The sequence below is a fragment of the Psychrobacter fulvigenes genome, from assembly GCF_904846155.1.
GTDB lineage: Bacteria > Pseudomonadota > Gammaproteobacteria > Pseudomonadales > Moraxellaceae > Psychrobacter > Psychrobacter fulvigenes.
In genome coordinates this window covers 83,845-100,405 of record NZ_CAJGZP010000001.1, presented here as the reverse complement: position 1 = coordinate 100,405, position 16,561 = coordinate 83,845, and the positions used below count along the sequence as shown (strand labels likewise).

16 protein-coding genes are annotated in these 16,561 nt (G+C 44.8%); 11 read left to right on the top strand and 5 right to left on the bottom strand.

Annotation, left to right across the window (positions count from 1 at the left end):
- Positions 1-33: 33 nt before the first annotated feature.
- From mpl to JMX03_RS00465, 4 genes are all read left to right on the top strand, one after another.
- Positions 34-1,557, top strand: coding sequence for a UDP-N-acetylmuramate:L-alanyl-gamma-D-glutamyl-meso-diaminopimelate ligase (gene mpl / locus JMX03_RS00480; protein ID WP_201593817.1), 1,524 nt, complete (start codon positions 34-36; stop codon positions 1,555-1,557).
- A 342-nt stretch (positions 1,558-1,899) separates the two neighbouring features.
- Positions 1,900-2,154: a GlsB/YeaQ/YmgE family stress response membrane protein gene (locus JMX03_RS00475; protein ID WP_201576390.1), complete on the top strand. Its 255-nt coding sequence runs from the start codon at positions 1,900-1,902 to the stop codon at positions 2,152-2,154.
- Between the two features lie 256 nt (positions 2,155-2,410).
- Positions 2,411-2,947, top strand: coding sequence for a peptide deformylase (def, locus tag JMX03_RS00470; RefSeq protein WP_201576393.1), 537 nt, complete (start codon positions 2,411-2,413; stop codon positions 2,945-2,947).
- A 179-nt stretch (positions 2,948-3,126) separates the two neighbouring features.
- Positions 3,127-4,299 carry a type III PLP-dependent enzyme gene (locus tag JMX03_RS00465; protein ID WP_201597663.1) on the top strand — a complete coding sequence of 391 codons (1,173 nt, stop codon included), beginning with the start codon at positions 3,127-3,129 and terminating at the stop codon, positions 4,297-4,299.
- Positions 4,300-4,537: 238 nt separating this feature from the next.
- Here the strand turns inward: JMX03_RS00465 and JMX03_RS00460 are convergent, their stop codons facing one another.
- The 3 genes from JMX03_RS00460 to dnaJ all read right to left on the bottom strand — a co-directional run bounded on the left by JMX03_RS00460 (position 4,538) and on the right by dnaJ (position 7,649).
- Positions 4,538-5,440: a hypothetical protein gene (locus JMX03_RS00460; protein WP_201593816.1), complete on the bottom strand. Its 903-nt coding sequence runs from the start codon at positions 5,438-5,440 to the stop codon at positions 4,538-4,540.
- A 47-nt stretch (positions 5,441-5,487) separates the two neighbouring features.
- Positions 5,488-6,330: a 4-hydroxy-tetrahydrodipicolinate reductase gene (dapB, locus tag JMX03_RS00455; RefSeq protein ID WP_201593815.1), complete on the bottom strand. Its 843-nt coding sequence runs from the start codon at positions 6,328-6,330 to the stop codon at positions 5,488-5,490.
- A gap of 185 nt (positions 6,331-6,515) precedes the next feature.
- Positions 6,516-7,649, bottom strand: a complete 1,134-nt coding sequence (gene dnaJ / locus JMX03_RS00450; protein ID WP_201576398.1) for a molecular chaperone DnaJ — start codon at positions 7,647-7,649, stop codon at positions 6,516-6,518.
- 481 nt (positions 7,650-8,130) lie between these two features.
- On the opposite strand from dnaJ, the gene JMX03_RS00445 reads away from it, so the two are divergent.
- Positions 8,131-8,790: a DUF2939 domain-containing protein gene (locus JMX03_RS00445; protein ID WP_201593814.1), complete on the top strand. Its 660-nt coding sequence runs from the start codon at positions 8,131-8,133 to the stop codon at positions 8,788-8,790.
- Between the two features lie 97 nt (positions 8,791-8,887).
- Here the strand turns inward: JMX03_RS00445 and JMX03_RS00440 are convergent, their stop codons facing one another.
- Positions 8,888-9,907 (bottom strand): disulfide isomerase DsbC N-terminal domain-containing protein, encoded by a 1,020-nt coding sequence (locus tag JMX03_RS00440; RefSeq protein WP_201593813.1) that lies wholly within the window; start codon positions 9,905-9,907, stop codon positions 8,888-8,890.
- A 323-nt stretch (positions 9,908-10,230) separates the two neighbouring features.
- The gene (locus tag JMX03_RS00435; RefSeq protein ID WP_201593812.1) at positions 10,231-10,935 is read right to left on the bottom strand and encodes a pseudouridine synthase; all 705 of its coding nucleotides are present in this window, start codon (positions 10,933-10,935) and stop codon (positions 10,231-10,233) included.
- A 216-nt stretch (positions 10,936-11,151) separates the two neighbouring features.
- On the opposite strand from JMX03_RS00435, the gene JMX03_RS00430 reads away from it, so the two are divergent.
- The 6 genes from JMX03_RS00430 (at position 11,152) to JMX03_RS00405 (ending at position 16,554) form a co-directional block, all read left to right on the top strand.
- On the top strand, positions 11,152-11,748 hold the full coding sequence (locus JMX03_RS00430) for a YigZ family protein (RefSeq protein ID WP_201593811.1): 597 nt from the start codon (positions 11,152-11,154) through the stop codon (positions 11,746-11,748).
- A gap of 60 nt (positions 11,749-11,808) precedes the next feature.
- A complete protein-coding gene (locus JMX03_RS00425; RefSeq protein ID WP_201593810.1) occupies positions 11,809-12,840 on the top strand; it encodes a YheT family hydrolase in 1,032 nt (343 codons plus the stop codon).
- A 128-nt stretch (positions 12,841-12,968) separates the two neighbouring features.
- Positions 12,969-14,045 carry a YheT family hydrolase gene (locus JMX03_RS00420; protein ID WP_201593809.1) on the top strand — a complete coding sequence of 359 codons (1,077 nt, stop codon included), beginning with the start codon at positions 12,969-12,971 and terminating at the stop codon, positions 14,043-14,045.
- Positions 14,046-14,134: 89 nt separating this feature from the next.
- On the top strand, positions 14,135-14,677 hold the full coding sequence (locus tag JMX03_RS00415) for an acyl-CoA thioesterase (RefSeq protein ID WP_201593808.1): 543 nt from the start codon (positions 14,135-14,137) through the stop codon (positions 14,675-14,677).
- A 156-nt stretch (positions 14,678-14,833) separates the two neighbouring features.
- On the top strand, positions 14,834-15,208 hold the full coding sequence (locus JMX03_RS00410) for a DsrE family protein (RefSeq protein ID WP_201593807.1): 375 nt from the start codon (positions 14,834-14,836) through the stop codon (positions 15,206-15,208).
- Positions 15,209-15,507: 299 nt separating this feature from the next.
- The gene (locus tag JMX03_RS00405; RefSeq protein ID WP_201593806.1) at positions 15,508-16,554 is read left to right on the top strand and encodes an NAD(P)H-dependent flavin oxidoreductase; all 1,047 of its coding nucleotides are present in this window, start codon (positions 15,508-15,510) and stop codon (positions 16,552-16,554) included.
- Positions 16,555-16,561 lie beyond the last annotated feature (7 nt).

The window sequence follows — 16,561 nt, the reverse complement described above, 5'->3', positions numbered from 1 at the left end:
TTTAACGATTATCTATCCGAGCGCGGAACATCTATGCATATTCATATTCTTGGTATCTGTGGCACTTTTATGGGCTCATTGGCGCTATTGGCGCGGGCACTTGGGCATGAAGTCACAGGCTCAGACGCCAATGTCTACCCTCCGATGTCTACCCAGCTTGAAAATGCTGGCGTCACTATTCAAGAGGGCTATCTTGTACAGCACCTGCAACCAGCCCCAGATTTGGTGGTGGTTGGCAATGCCATGAAACGTGGTATGGATGTGGTCGAATATATGCTCAATGAAGGCATGCGCTATACTTCAGGGCCACAGTTTTTGTCAGAAGAAGTGTTGCAGTCACGGCATGTAATAGCTGTGGCAGGGACACACGGCAAGACCACAACCACTACGATGCTCGCATGGATACTACACTATGCTGGTATCGATACTGGGTTTTTGATTGGTGGCGTACCCTTAGTGGATACTACTGATACGCGCCTGCAAAAAGTATTTGCACATAGCAGTTATCTGGGTGCAGATACAGTAGATAAAGACTCTGATGCCTCAGAGGCAGAGACGACTTCATCTACGCAGCCAGGCTACTTTGTCATTGAAGCGGACGAATACGACTCTGCGTTTTTTGATAAGCGTTCAAAGTTCGTACATTATCGGCCGCGTACAGCTATCTTAAATAACTTAGAGTTTGATCATGCGGATATCTTTGCGGATCTTGATGCCATTCAAACGCAGTTCCACCATATGGTACGCATGATTCCAAGTACTGGTAAGGTTATTATGCCTGCTGCCACCATCAGCTTAGAAGACACTTTAGCAAAAGGGGTCTGGACACCAATCTGGCGCACTGCTGTCACCGAAAAATCTCTCCTTAATGAACAGTCAGCCAATCAGCCAAAAATAACAAGCGAAACAACTGATAGCGACTGGCAAGCAGAGCTGATCACCGCAGATGGCAGTCAATTTAAAGTCAGCTTTAATGAAGATAAGCAAGCCACAGCGACCGTCGACTGGGCCATGAGCGGCATTCATAATGTGAACAACGCCTTGGTTGCGGTCGCCGCAGCCTATAATGTCGGCGTAGATGTAGCGACTGCTTGCGCCGCGTTGTCAGCCTTTGCTGGTATCAAGCGTCGCATGGAGTTGATCGGAGATATTAATGACATCTTAGTCTTTGATGACTTCGCCCATCATCCAACAGCCATTACCACTACCTTAGACGGTGCCAAAAAGAAACTGTCGGGCAGACGCTTATGGGCGATTATTGAGCCACGTAGTAACACCATGAAAATGGGTATCCATCAAGACAGTCTGGCACAGTCAGCAGCACTGGCAGATCATACATTATGGTATGAGCCAGCTGGTCTTGAATGGGGTCTAAAAGAAGTCATTGAAAATGCTGAGCACAAAGGTAATCAGCTAGTTGTTCGCAGTACAGATGCCATAATCGAGCATATAACAGCACACGCAGAGGCTGGCGATGCCATTATCATTATGTCCAATGGTGGCTTTGAAGGTATCCATCAAAGGCTACTAACAGCGTTGCGCGAGCAAATTATTTAGATCTAAAGACATATCATAGCCGCAAAATTAATATGATAGCGCCGTTTTCAGTGAAAACGGCGCTATTTTTTATTCTGACACGCCCTAGTAGTATCCCGATATCTATTCGTCTCTCTAGCTTTGCCTTTGTAACTTTCCATTTACCTATCTTATCTGCACAACAGCAAATAACGGCATTTTCTCACATAGCCCCTACACTGGTAACATTTCACACCTACTTTTTGTGCGGTTCAGTGTTTACAATATCGTTATCAAAATCAGAAACACCTATCTAAATATAAGAATAATTTTTATTCATTTATTAATAATATAAATTAACCATACAAAATTAGGAGAAGTATCATGGGATTCATTTGGATGATTATCGTCGGTCTGGTGGCTGGTCTGTTGGCACGTGCTATTAAGCCCGGTAACGATGCGATGGGCTGGATTATGACCATCATACTCGGTATCGTTGGTGCCATGTTGGGTGGCTTTATCGCCAGTCTTATCGGTATCAATGCCGATGGTGGTTTCATAGGTCTGATATTCTCAGTGATTGGCGCCATTATCTTGTTGTTCTTATATGAGATGATTATGAGCAAACGCGGCGTATAATTGCTTTTGAGATAACTATTAGTACATATTAATAAAAAACAGATTGATAAAAAAAGAGACTTTACATAATGTAAGGTCTTTTTTGTCTGACTCCGTATTTTCTAATTCATTATAAGTAGGCAATGAATATTTGTAGGAGCTTGTGACACACCAGTACACAGATAGATTTGCAACTGTCTTGATTAATGTTACTTTTGCCCTCATTTACCTTATAATAAACCGCCTATTCTACCCGCTAATATCGAGGTGAGCCGTCATGGCATTACTCCCTATCTTAAGCTATCCTGATCCACGCCTTCGTACTATTGCGAAGCCAGTGAAAGAAGTCAATGATGAGATTAAAACCCTCATCGCTGATATGATCGAAACCATGTACGATGCGCAGGGTATTGGCCTAGCCGCCACTCAAGTCGATCGGCATATTCAGCTTATTGTCATGGACTTATCCGAAGACAAAAATGAACCGATGGTGTTTATCAATCCAAAAGTGACGCCATTGGTAGAAGAAAAAGAGCCGTACGAAGAAGGCTGCCTATCAGTACCTGAAGTTTATGACAAAGTAGAACGTCCTAAAAAAGTGCGCATCGAAGCCTTAGATGAGAATGGACAAGCCATTGATAAAGAAGTCGAAGGTTTACTTGCTGTGTGTATCCAACATGAAATGGATCACTTAAACGGCGTCATCTTTGTCGACTACCTATCCCGTCTAAAGCAAACTCGCGCGCGTGACAAGGTACGCAAAGTACTTAAGATACGTGAAAAGCAAGGCGAAGCACAACCCACTAACGCTTAATTGTTTTGCTCATCATGCCCTATTATCCGTCAGATTTTTTGTTTCAGCCTTCTTAGCCTTAAAAAACTTTAAGGCTTTTATTTTTCGCTATTCATACTAATCTGTTATATATCTCTATAATTCTCATCACCCAATCTCAGTAGCCTACTCTTCTTATTAAAGGGTTCTGTATCATGACTATGATAAAAATCGATCAATACTTTGATCAAGCCAATTGGCAAAAATTTACTCAAGCGGCAGAAGGTCGTGAAACACCTTTATTGGTAGTGGATCTAAACCGTATCAAAACTAAATATAATGAAATGGTCGGCTTATTTCCTAATGCAAAGATTCATTATGCGATGAAGGCGAGCCCTGCCATTGAAGTTATTAATTTACTGGCGGAGCTTGGGTCAAACTTCGACTGCGCCTCGATTTATGAGCTGGATCGCGTGCTTGATTGCGGAGTCGACGCCTCTCGTATCTCTTATGGCAATACCATCAAAAAAGCAAACCATGTTAAATATGCTTTTGAGAAAGGTGTACAGCTCTATGCCACTGATTCAGAAGCGGATCTAAAGAACATCGCTAAGCATGGACCAGGCTCTAAGGTATTTGTGCGTATCTTGGTGCAAGGCTCAGATACCGCTGAATGGCCACTCTCACGTAAGTTTGGTTGTCATCCGAACATGGCTCTTGAGCTGCTGGTACAAGCGCGTGATTTAGGCCTCGTTCCTTATGGCATCTCCTTCCATGTGGGCAGTCAACAAAAAGACGTCGCGGCGTGGGATGATGCCTTAGCAAAGGTCAAATATATGTTTGACTGGATGAAAAATGAAGAGAACATCAAGCTACAAATGATTAATTTGGGCGGCGGTTTTCCAGCCAACTATATCAGCGAAGTTAACCCAGTAAAAGTCTATGCCGAAGAGATCCAGCGCTACCTAAGCGATGATTATAACGACGACATGCCTGAGATCATCTTAGAGCCTGGGCGCTCACTAGTCGGTGGTTCTGGAGTATTGGTCAGTGAGGTGGTGCTTATCTCACGTAAGGCACATACTGACTTGACTCGCTGGGTGTATACCGATGTAGGCTTGTTCCAAGGTCTGATAGAAACTTTGGGTGAGGCGATTAAATATCCTGTATATACACCAAAGATGGAAACCTCAACCAGCAAAGGGACGGTGGTACTGGCAGGCCCAACCTGTGACTCGACTGATATTATGTATGAAGAAGCAGGCTATCAGCTGCCAGAAGAGCTGGCGATTGGTGATAAGATCTATTGGCTAACTACTGGTGCCTATACCAACTCTTATTCATCGGTTGAGTTTAATGGCTTCCCGCCGTTAGAAGTGATTTATATCGATTAGCACTTGGAGTGCTATAGTCAACTGAAAATAAAACTGTTATAGATTGAGATGCGCTACTGGTATAAATTTTACTTGCGTGCTGCGTTCCCAGAGGCTGCGCAAAATTCATTCCAGTAGCGCTATGTCATTTCTAAAGTGTATTAACTATAATACTTTATAGCATAAAAAGAGTGGCACTGTTATTGGCAGTGCCGCTCTTTTTGGATGTCAGGTCAGGTTAATAAATGACTAAAACAAGCTACTGTACCAACAACCAAATAGGCATGCTGTTATTACCACTATAAACACTATTACTACCATAGCTTGAGGTGCTGTTTTGTGTGCTTTGTGAGATCTGGCCAATATTGACCCACTGCCCACGCGGTACAATAATTGTGCTGTTTAAGCCTTGGCGTTTGATAGCAGCATTATTGGCGTAAACATTGCCGTTATAGGATGAATCTACGCTTGCTAGCTGCTCCTCTGTTTGCGACAGAGTGACCTCTACCTGCCCACTAGGTAGAATCCTTGGTGTCACAGCAATACCTCGGGTGGTGGGCAATAACACTTGCTGCTGAATAGTAATCCGTCCTGATGGGCGATGATAAGTCGGATAGCCATTAACTTGATAGTTTTGCGTTAATGAGTAGAGTGTGCCAATACTGATACTGGCAGCACTGCCAGATAGAGTTTGCACCTGATAAACGCTGTTATTCTGCTGCTGGGTATTACGCTGACTGATCACGCCTGCACCTGCAATCCCTCGGTTACTGATGACCACTCGGCCTTGCTGGATATTGCTTTGTACGTTGCTATCATTGCCCACGCGCACCGCCACGGTCAATGCTTGCGGCTGACCATCAATCTGCGTTAGTAATTGTTGTACCGCTTGATAATTAGCAGCGGTGGTTTTTAGTATTAATTTGTCTTGATAGGTCGCAGCGCTTCCACCATCACGGCTGTTATTTAATTGTTGGCGCACAGCCGGCAGTAATGTCTCACCGCCATAGGTATGGATAACGTAGGTTTGATAAGTGGCAGCTTGAGCACCAATCGATAGCACTCCTAAGCTTAAAACAAGCATTGCATGGCGCATATAAGCCATTGTAAGACCACAGCTTGACCTATTGCGTAATCCTACCTGCCACTGATTGATGCTCATATATGCCGCCTTTATTTTTCGCGTGAAGTGGTTAGTAACAAGTGACCCTACTCACTTAGCCCTAAAACGTCCTGCATATTATACTGGCCTGTTTTTTGTTCAATCACCCAAGTAGCGGCACGTACTGCACCCGCTGCAAAGGTCATACGAGCCCGCGCTCGATGGGTGATTTCAACGACTTCACCATCAGCGATAAACATCACCGTATGATCACCGATTATCTCGCCGCCACGTACAGCATGAATACCAATCGTGCCGGCTTCACGTGCACCAGTCTGCCCTTCACGGCCGTATATAGCCACGTCTTTTAGGTTCTGTCCGCGTGCCTCTGCGACGGCTTCTGCCATCATATAAGCGGTGCCTGATGGTGCATCAATTTTATGCTTATGATGTGCTTCGATAATCTCAACATCAGCACTGTTACCAAAGGCTTTCGCAGCCATGCCCAAGAGTTTTAATGACAAGTTGACGCCCGTTGAGTAGTTACCTGCATAGACGATGGCAACGTGCTTACTGGCCTCAAACAACACTTGCTCTTGCTGCTCACTAAAGCCCGTCGTACCAATGACCATTGCTACCTTATGCTCAGCACAAGTTTGCATGTTTTGCTCGGTGGCATCAGGCAGACTAAAGTCAATTAAGACATCTATGTCATTGATAACAGCGACCAAATCATCGACTATCTTGACGTTTAATCGCTCTATCGCTGCTACTTCGCCAGCATCAGCACCGACAAGGCTGGAGCCTTGACGCTCAATAGCCGCACTCAATGTCGTTTGTGAATTATCTTGCACCGCTTCGATGAGCATGCGCCCCATGCGGCCGCCTGCACCGATAACACCAACATTAATCGTTTTATCGGTTGTTTTACTCTGTGATTGTTGGTTCATATTTTTATCCTGAATACTTTATTTTTAATGTGTAATCTGCAAAAAACTTCTGTTAAGTTTAACAAATATCATAGCATGAATGGTTTTTTATACAGCCAATAAAAAGCCCAAAAGTTTCATGTGAAACCTTTGGGCTTTGCTTGAAATGTCATGCCAATCAAGACAGTATCTTGAGCAAAAATTATTTAGTCAAATAATTCGCCGATCTTTTTGAAGAACGACTTTTTGTGTGGCGACTGTTGGTGCTTGCTGTCACCATCAAGCGTATCTTGGAACTGGCGCAGCAGATCTTTTTGCTCACGAGTCAAGTTCACTGGCGTCTCAATCACCACGCGGCAGATCAAATCACCTTTCATAGTGGTACGCACTGGGGTCACGCCTTTGCCGCGCACCCGTAATAGCTTACCGCTTTGCGTGCCTTCTGCAACCTTGATTTTCACCTTACCATCTAGGGTTGGAATCTCAACTTCTTTACCCAAGGCAGCATCCGTGATGCTAACAGGCACATCCATATAAAGATCTGCACCTTGACGGTTAAAGACATCATGCGGCTTCACACGGACTTCAACATACAGGTCGCCGTTTTGTACACCTGCACCGCCCGCTTCACCTTCGCCTGCCAGACGTACGCGGTCGCCATCGTCTACCCCAGCTGGAATAGAGACCTCTAGCGTACGCGACTTGTCTTTTACGCCGTTACCATGACAGTCGGAGCATGGGTTTTTGATTTGTTTACCTGTGCCGCCGCAATGTGGGCACGCCTGCTGCACGGCAAAGAAGCCTTGCTGCATACGGACTTGACCTTGACCATGACAGGTCTGACAAGTCACCACGTCTGAGGCGTTTTTTGCCCCTTTACCATCACAAGTATCACAAGGAGCTGGCGCGGTAAAGCTAATCTCTTTTTTGCAGCCGCGTACGGCTTCTTCTAGCGTTAGCTCAATCACATAACGCAAGTCTGAGCCACGGCGTGAACGCCCACCGCCGCCGCGTGATTGACCGAAGATGTCACCGAAGTTGCCAAAGATATCACCAAAGATATCTTGGAAGTTGCCCGCGCCTGCACCACCAAAGCCGCCACCGCCCATGCCGTTTTCAAAGGCTGCATGACCCATACGGTCGTAGGCTGAGCGCTTATCTTCATCACTGAGAACTTCATAAGCCATTGAGGCTTCTTTGAACTTGTCCTCAGAATCAGGGTCATCAGAGTTGCGATCAGGATGGTACTTCATCGCCAGCTTACGGTATGCTCTCTTAATTTCTTTGCTATCTGCAGTCTTACTGACGCCTAATACTTCATAAAAATCGCGCTTACTCATGGGCTCTCCTATCGTCATCACAGTAACGCCGGCTGACAATCTTATCTACTATCACGCTGGCCAGTTATAACCAAACGCTCATAGTGGTTTCACATGAAACATCCAAACTGATGTCATTAATAATGAGAAAAACTTGAAGATTGTAATTTGAAACGGCGTGGTGCTGTTTAACCAAATCAGTTAGTATAAAAAGTATAATAGTTTGCGCTATTAATGGAGATGACCTACTGAATTATCAAGCGCTACTGTCAGTAAATTACTGACTGCATGTATAAAACTTATGAATAGCATAAAAAAGGCAAATTAAATCTCTCGTGACACAGCAATCCACCGTAACATTTTCATACCTTTGTCAGTCAAAGTCATGCTAGTATTTATCGCCAATATTAATTGTTTAGTTGTATAGCCAGCTGAATGTAAAACGGTTATCGATTTAAACGCGCTACTGGTATATTAAGTCTGCGAAAAGGTACTAAAAGTTATGAAAAAGCTGATCTCGTTACTGATGTTATTAGTCGTCATCGCAGTGGCAGTATATGCTGGCTCACCTTACTACACTGCCTATCAGCTAAAAAATGCTTATGATGCCAAAGACGGTGCAGCCATTGCTGCTGCAATCGATTATGAGCAGCTAAGGCCGAATATCAAAAATCAATTGACCAGTGACTTTGCCAACACCATAGCCAGCTACCCACTCGTTGCAGAGCTTGGCGGTGAACCTCTTACTCAAGCAGCCAATAGCTTCATTGAGCAATCGGTGGATGGCGCTATTACCGCGCAAAATATCGAAAGGTTGATCGAAACTCAAGGTCAGGCTAATACTGTCACCAAGAAATTAGCAGCCGCTTGGGCCATCTCTAGCAATCAGATGGATCTCAAAAACCTTATCCAAGATTTGATCATTCATCGTGGAGATATCGATGCTGTGGTCAAACAACAAGTCGAGCAAATGATGAGCAAACAGGCGGCGCAGTTAGAGCAACAGGCAACTCAAGGTACCGATAGTGATAAGCCAAATCTGAGCTATTGCGGTATTAACTGCTTCACCATTAGCGGACAGATCAAAGGCTATCCTCTCACTATAGAGATGCAGCGCCAAGGATTGCTTGATTGGAAAATCATCGATGTGGTGTTGCCGTAAATACTGCTTGATACTGCTTAACATTTCAGCATAAAAAACCGCCCCATGAGCCAGACTCATGGGGCAGTTTTTATTGGCTATGCTTTTATTAACTGTATTATTCTACACCCAGGAACTCTAAAAACTCAGGGCTCTCAAAACTCGCTTGAAACAACACCCCATCTTCACGATAAATCGCAGGGGTTGCCATCACTGCCAGTCCTGCTGCTTTGTCACGGTTTGGTATGATGTGATCTGCACTACAACCTGCTGGCGCAGGGGTCATTTGGCCTTTTAACATAGCATTATCTAAGGCTTTACGGCGACTTGACTCATCAGCTTGGCACCAGATTCCACGCATTTGCTCAGGTGATTGCTCATATATTGGATAGCCAATGGTCTTCACCGTGACGCCTTTTTTATTGAGCGCATCCATTTGCTTATGCAGCTGACGACAAAACGGACAGTTCACATCCGTTGCCACGTATATCACTGCTTTTTCAGCCGTGGTTGCTGGATAAGTAATCAGTTGCGACTCATCTAACACGCTAAATACCGATTGGTTTTTTCGTTTTTCAAATTCTTCATCCAATCCCATGAACTGACCATTTTCGATGACTGATATTTCACCATCAGTGATGTATTGTCCATCATCGGATACCAAGAACGGCACCCCTTCTAGGTTTGCGCCCCAAATCACGCCCGGTACTGCGGTGTAATAAAATGGGGTTTTCGCATTGGTATTGAATGGTTTACCTATTTGCGCGCTATCAATACTCGTTGGCGTCTTGCTCGATAGACGGTTTGGATTGGGGTTTTTGATAAGCTCTGCTTGAATGACATATTTACCATCAGCAGTCATATGCAACGGCGGTTGCCCAACGAGCTCTACTTGGTACATATTAGGCAAATTAGACGGGGTGATAGAGGTGATTTGGGTTTTGATACCCGCTTGGGTGAGTACTTGGCGCAGATGGCTATCGATATCAGCGCTTACTGTGCCTGCTGCTTTGGTGCTCTGGCTGCTTTGGGCAGTGTTGTTATTTGCAGGTTTGGTCGCGCCAGGTTGGGCGCAAGCAGTGGTCGCTAATAGTATGGCACTCAGGACACTGGCAGTTTTAAATACAGGTAATTTCACAATAGAATTCCTATCAGAATCGATACAAAGCTATCGGTTATGTCGGTTTTGAGACATTGTGGTAGTCAGTCTCTATCCGTGCTTACAAGCCGCTGATTTGGATTGACTAAAAAACCAATAATACTATGTAAAAAAGTAGATTAACAAACTACTGAGACTGTAGCACATTGGCAGTTTTTTATAAGAGATTGATAAGTACTGAGTGCTCTATTTTGCAAAACTGCTACTCAACTTTAAGACACAAGCAACATCAACAGACCGCCCGCTTTCGAGTATAGCGATCTGCTGGTGATGGTGTTAAGGAGACTCGATTGTATCTGCTATTAGAACTTTGCGACCTCTTCTGCGGTCAAGAAACGGCTGTCACCTTTATCAAGACCATCTAAAGTGATGTGGCCAATACTGGCTCGATGCAGCTCGACGACCTTGTTACCAAAATAGCCCATCATACGTTTGACCTGATGATACTTGCCTTGCTCTAAAGTAAGGCGCGCATGAGTCTCATCAATAAACTCAAGGACAGCAGGTTTGGTCTCTTCATAATCACCATCGAGCAAGATGCCTTTGGCAACCTTTTGGACTGCATTGGCCTGCGCGTCACTGTCCATCGGCTCTGCAAGCGTTAGCTCATAGATCTTGGCGTGCTCGTGCTTGGGACTGGTGACACGGTGCAGCCATTTGCCATCATCGCTAATGAGTAATGCGCCAGTGGTATCAACATCAAGGCGTCCAGCAATACGTAAGCTGTCTAGCTCTGGTACCGCAATCAACTCGGTGACGATTGGATACTCTTTCGCTTTCAGCGTACACTCAAAGCCTTCAGGCTTATGCAATAAGATATAACGATTGCCAGTCGCGACTGATAGCGGCTCGCCTGCCCACATGACTTCGTCGTTGGTGATATCGACGTGTAAACCAGGATCTTTAATGACCTGATCGTTTACAGTCACTTCACCAGCGTGCAGGATCTTTTTGGACTCTTTACGTGACAGCTCAGTGGCTTTACTAATAAATTTATCTAAACGCATGTTATTTGCTACCATTGGTTTTGTTATAGTGAATAATAAAAGGATACTGCGCTAAATAGTGAGCAAAATCACAGCAGTATTTATCATGCAAGTTTAGCATATCCAACACAGACCTAGGCGTATCATCGGTTAGAATATGGGGTGTATTTCATTTTATAAAAGTAGAATGAAACTCCAGCACCTATCTTTGGGTCGTTATTTTAAATGAGCTAAAACATGAGTTATCAAACCCTGCAAAAAGCAGTCACTGCCCGCCTTGAGATTAAAAAGTCTGAATTTATCGCTTATGCTTACCCTGTCACCTCCCGTGAGCAAGCAATGTTTCACGTGGAACAACTACGCGTGAAGTACCCTGATGCGCGTCATTGGTGTTGGGCGTATATCATTGGTGATCCCGAGAACACCACCAGTGCCGGCTTTGATGACGACGGTGAGCCTAATGGCACAGCAGGGCGACCCATATTAAATGTGCTGCAACATAAGTCTATTGGCAATATTATTATTGTTGTCGTGCGTTATTTTGGCGGTATTAAATTGGGTGCTGGTGGTCTGACCCGGGCTTATGCAGGCTCGGCGCAAGCGGCCGTTGATAAAATGACATTGCAGCCTTATGTGCCCATGGCGCAAATACAGATATTGGCTGACTTTGCTACCGAAGCCCAATGCCGTTATGTGGTGGAGGATCTAAATGGTCAGATTGATGATGTCGATTATAGTAAGCAAGTCACGCTGACCATTACTATCGCTGAGCAAGACATTGAAAACTTAAAAGAACGATTAGCGATGGATGGGCGGGTGTTAGAAGATGAATAATCACCGCTAGTCTTCAAAATAAATAGCAATAAAATAATAAGTCAAACCAAGAGAGTTGCCATGCCAGTACTTAACCTAGCAGAACTGAAAACCCCGCCTATTATCAATGGTAATACTTTTAACTTTGAGCCCTTCGAGCCGCCTTTTTGGCTCAGCAATGCCCATTTACAAACCATCTTGCCTACTGTCCTTGTCAAACATAATCCTGCCTATCGTCGGGAGCTGATACTAGACTCTCATCAAATCAGTGAGGTGGCTTATGATTTCATCGATAATAGTGAGCCGCAACCGCAGTACAATCAACGTTACAAAACGCCATTGATAGTATTATTTCATGGGATGGAGGGCAGTAGTGCCAGTCATTATGCTCGAACACTAGCCACTTATGTCGAGCAGCAAGGCTGGCACTTTGTGGTGGGACATTTTCGTGGCTGCGGCGGCGTGCCAATGTCCAATGAGGTGGTCTATCATGCTGGTGATAGCGCAGAGACCCATCATACGCTGGAAGTACTGGCCGAGCGCTACGAAACTATTTATGCTGTGGGAGTCTCGCTAGGGGGCAACTTATTGGCGCGTTATATGGCAGATTATGCTGATGATGCTATTTGTGCAGCCGCGGCAGTGGTATCAGCGCCGCTTGATTTGGCATCAGCAACAACGGCGATGGAAAACCTGATAGGTCGCAGGCTATATACACCCTATTTACTAAACCCTATGCTGACCAAGGTTTTAAGTCAGCAGTTAGATGTTACAGAGCTCAATAAAATTACCGCCAGCGAGCGCATTCAGGAGTTTGACGAGGCCTTTACCGCGCCGCGTTTGGGTTATCGTTCACCTTATGACTACTATCGTCAAGCCTCAGCGATGCCGCATCTGCATAAAATTAGCAAACCGACCTTGATTATCACCGCTAAAGACGACCCTTTTTTGGGTATTAACGCTACGGCAGGTGATGTCTCAAACAGCGTGATATTATACGAGCCGGCGCATGGTGGTCACATTGGCTTTGTCCGTTGGAAAGACAAAGGGTTAGATACCAATTGGGTGCCAGAAACAGCGCTACAGTTTTTTAACACCGCTGCGTCTGCGTAATTAACTGCTCTTTGCGGCAATCCATCCCTGTTTAGTAACCAAGCGTTCACTGAAAATCATTGGTTTTAACCCTGCCAGTCGGTATGATAAGTCACTGTTTTTGATAACAACTTATATAAGACTGACCTATGCACACTTCAAAACCTTCAAACACCGCAAAGCCATTCGCTCCTACTCCCTTCAAACCGCCGTTTTGGTTGACCAATCCGCATCTACAAAGTATCTTGCCCAAGTTTTTTGCACCCAAAACGCCTAATTATAGACGCGTCATCAGAAAAGACTCATTGGATGAAACCGATATTGCCTATGATTTTTATGATGCACATCCTGTAAGCACCTCTACCGAGATAGATCAGTTAGAAGAAACGCCATTAATCGTGCTGTTTCATGGTATGGAAGGCAGTAGTGATAGTCATTATGCGCGCGCATTGGCGTATCAGATGCATAGTGAAGGTTGGCACTTTGTGGTGGCGCATTTTCGCAGCTGCGGCGGCATCCCTGCCAACGGACAAGTGTTTTATAACGCGGGCGACACAAGCGAGGTGCATCATATGCTACAAAACTTGCGTGAAAAATACGCCAATATTTACGCAGTTGGGGTGTCACTTGGTGGCAATGCCTTAGCAAAGTATATGGGCGAGTATGGTGACGACGCCATATGTAAAGGCGCGGCGGTCATCTCTGCACCCGTCGATATGTCCTCGGCGGCGATTACCATGCACAACTTTTTAAGCCACCGTATTTACACGCCTTATTTGCTCAACCCTATTATCAAAAAAGCCTTGGCAAACGACATCACCAAAGAAGAGATTGCCTCTATTAAATCCGTCAAGCGTATCAGTGATTTTGATCATATCTTTACCGCGCCGCGTCATGGCTATCGCTCTAACAATGATTACTATCGCACCGCTTCTGCCCTACCTTACTTATTGAATGTGACCCGTCCATTACTATTAATTAGCGCGAAAGACGATCCTTTTATCGGCTTTACCGCCACGCCAAATGACGTCTCAGATAGTGTGACCATTTTGGAGACTGACCACGGTGGGCATATTGGGTATCTGCGTTATCGCTCAGACAGCACCCAACCTGATGCCAAGCAAGCAATCGGTAAACAATCAAAAGCGCAAAAATTCGATATCAATTGGGTACCCGAAACGGTCAGCGCCTACTTTCAGTCTATTGGTGTCAAGTCGAATAAATAACTATTAATAAGTAGCAATTAATAAGTGGCTATTTAACAAGTCACCATGAATAAATCATAACTATCTTTTTGAACGGTTGAGACCACTTTATGTATCCATTTTTTCGTTATGGCAAAGCCATCGTTCAAGCAGTTGTCGGCAAGACGACAGGCGCTCAACTAGACTTTACGGGTACTAGCGAGATTGAGTTTCGCTGTAGCCTGACAGACATTGATAACTTCCTTGAGATGAATAATGGCCGCGTGCTGACCTTGTATGATTTGGGTCGTACAGATTTTGCCATTCGTACTGGACTTGGCAAGCAGCTGCTCAAACAGCGTTGGGGATTGGTCGTCGCAGGCAGCACGGTACAATACCGCAAACGCATCCGTGCCTTTGATAAGGTCACCATGAAGACTCATATCGCTGCTATTGATGAGCGCTGGATATATGTAGAGCAGTCCATGTGGGTGAAGGGAAAACCCTGCTCATCGGTGTTGATACGTACTGGCGTCACCAGTAAAGGGGGCGTGGTCGATACTCAGGAAGTATTAGAGGCGATGGGCAAACCTGATTGGAAGATGCCGCCGACAGGCTATGTGGCAGAGTGGATAGAAAGCGACGGCGATCGCCCGTGGCCGCCAAAAGATTAATTTTTGTGTAAATATACTTTTGACAGTCTGTCACAACTACTCACCTTAGGGCTACTATTTCATAACATTACATTATATAAATAAATATATTAAATGCTAATATAGGTAGTTAAGTAGTATTCACTCAACAGTGATAAACCCAACAAGGAGAATAACATGGTTAAAACTACAGATTATGTCGGAACGCTATTCGATGACACAAGCAACCCAAACAAGATTACCGTCGCCTATACGATGGCGTTTAAAGCGTTAGATAAAGGTCATTCAGCCGCCCTTATACTGATGGTGGACGCGGTTTATCTTGCCAAACCAAACTCGCTAGACGGTATCGATATTGGCGCGCCGTTTGAGCCTGCTGCCAAACTATTAGAAGCTTTCATCGAAAAAGGTGGAGAAATATTGGTCTGCGGCGCATGCATGCAGCATAATGGTGTGGCTGAATCAGAGATTGATCCTCGATTTACCATCATTAGCGCTGATGATGTGATTGACATGGTAATGGGTGCAAAAGGCTCGTTGCAGTTGACCTAGTAACTATTGATTAGTGGCTAAGGCTAGTAAGTCAGATCAGTAATAAGATTGTATAAGTAAGTAGGTCAGTTTTCTTAGCCATCGTTTTGATGGTTTGGGGGCTGGCCTATTTTTTGCGTTAAATTTTATATTTTGAACTTTATCTCTCGAAATTTAATTATTAATTTTAATCACAGTGTCTGGTTAAGCCCCACCCCTTCTATTCAGAAACTAAATACACATTATCTAACATGCGAGCCGTCCAGCTTTGCTAAAGTAAGTCATGTAAAACGCCTAATAAAATAAAAAGGAAGCCCGTCATGACTTTACTGAACACCCTCAGTTTAACTTACCCTATCGTACAAGCGCCAATGGCGGGTGGTGCAACCACACCTGAATTGATTGCTGCTGTTAGTAATTTTGGTGGACTGGGTTCATTGGGTGCTGGCATGACGGCACCAGATGTTTTGAACAGTCAAATTAATACCATCAAATCGCTCACTGATCGTCCTTTTATGACCAATCTAATGGTGTTATCTGAGCATGAATCCAACACCTTTGATACCTCCATTCCGAATTGGCTAAATAAGTACTATCAAGAAAAAAACATAGAAGTCGCGTTACCTGAACGGCCAGCGCTCAGCTTTGCAGAGCAGCTACAAGTGCTCTATGACAATCCTGTTCCTGTGGCGAGTTTTACCTTTGGCATTATTAGCGCTGAGCAAGTTCAGCGTTTACAGAGTCTAGGCACACGCGTCATCGGTACCGCTAATCATCCATTGGAAGCAAAAGCATGGGCAGAGATTGGCGCTGATGCAGTATGCGTGCAAGGAGTAGAAGCTGGTGGGCATCGCGGCGGCTGGTTACCGCAAAGCGCAAACGATCCACTAGGATTATTGACGCTGATTAGCCAAACGCACGCTTGCACCGATATTCCGTTAATCGCGGCGGGCGGCATCATGAATGGGCAAGCCATTAAAGCTGTGCAAACAGCAGGTGCAGAGCTAGCGCAACTAGGAACAGCATTTTTGACCACAGATAAATGCGGCATTAATGACATTTATAAAAAGGCGCTACTCGATGCCAGTCAAGATAAGCGCAGTGCTGAGACGCGCTTAACTCGGCTGTTTTCAGGTAAGCAAGCTCGTGGATTATTAAATGATTATCTGCGAGACTTTGGCCAATTTGAGAGTGCTCATGAACTACCGCCCTACCCACAATTGAACGCCATGACCAAGTTTATGCGTACGCATGCTAGTAAAGGCTCTGATGCAGAACATCAGTCTTTATGGGCAGGACAAGGAGTCGCCTCGGTCAGACAAGAAAGCACGATTGAATTGCTAGAGCGACTGGTAAGGGATTTGTAATTTGATT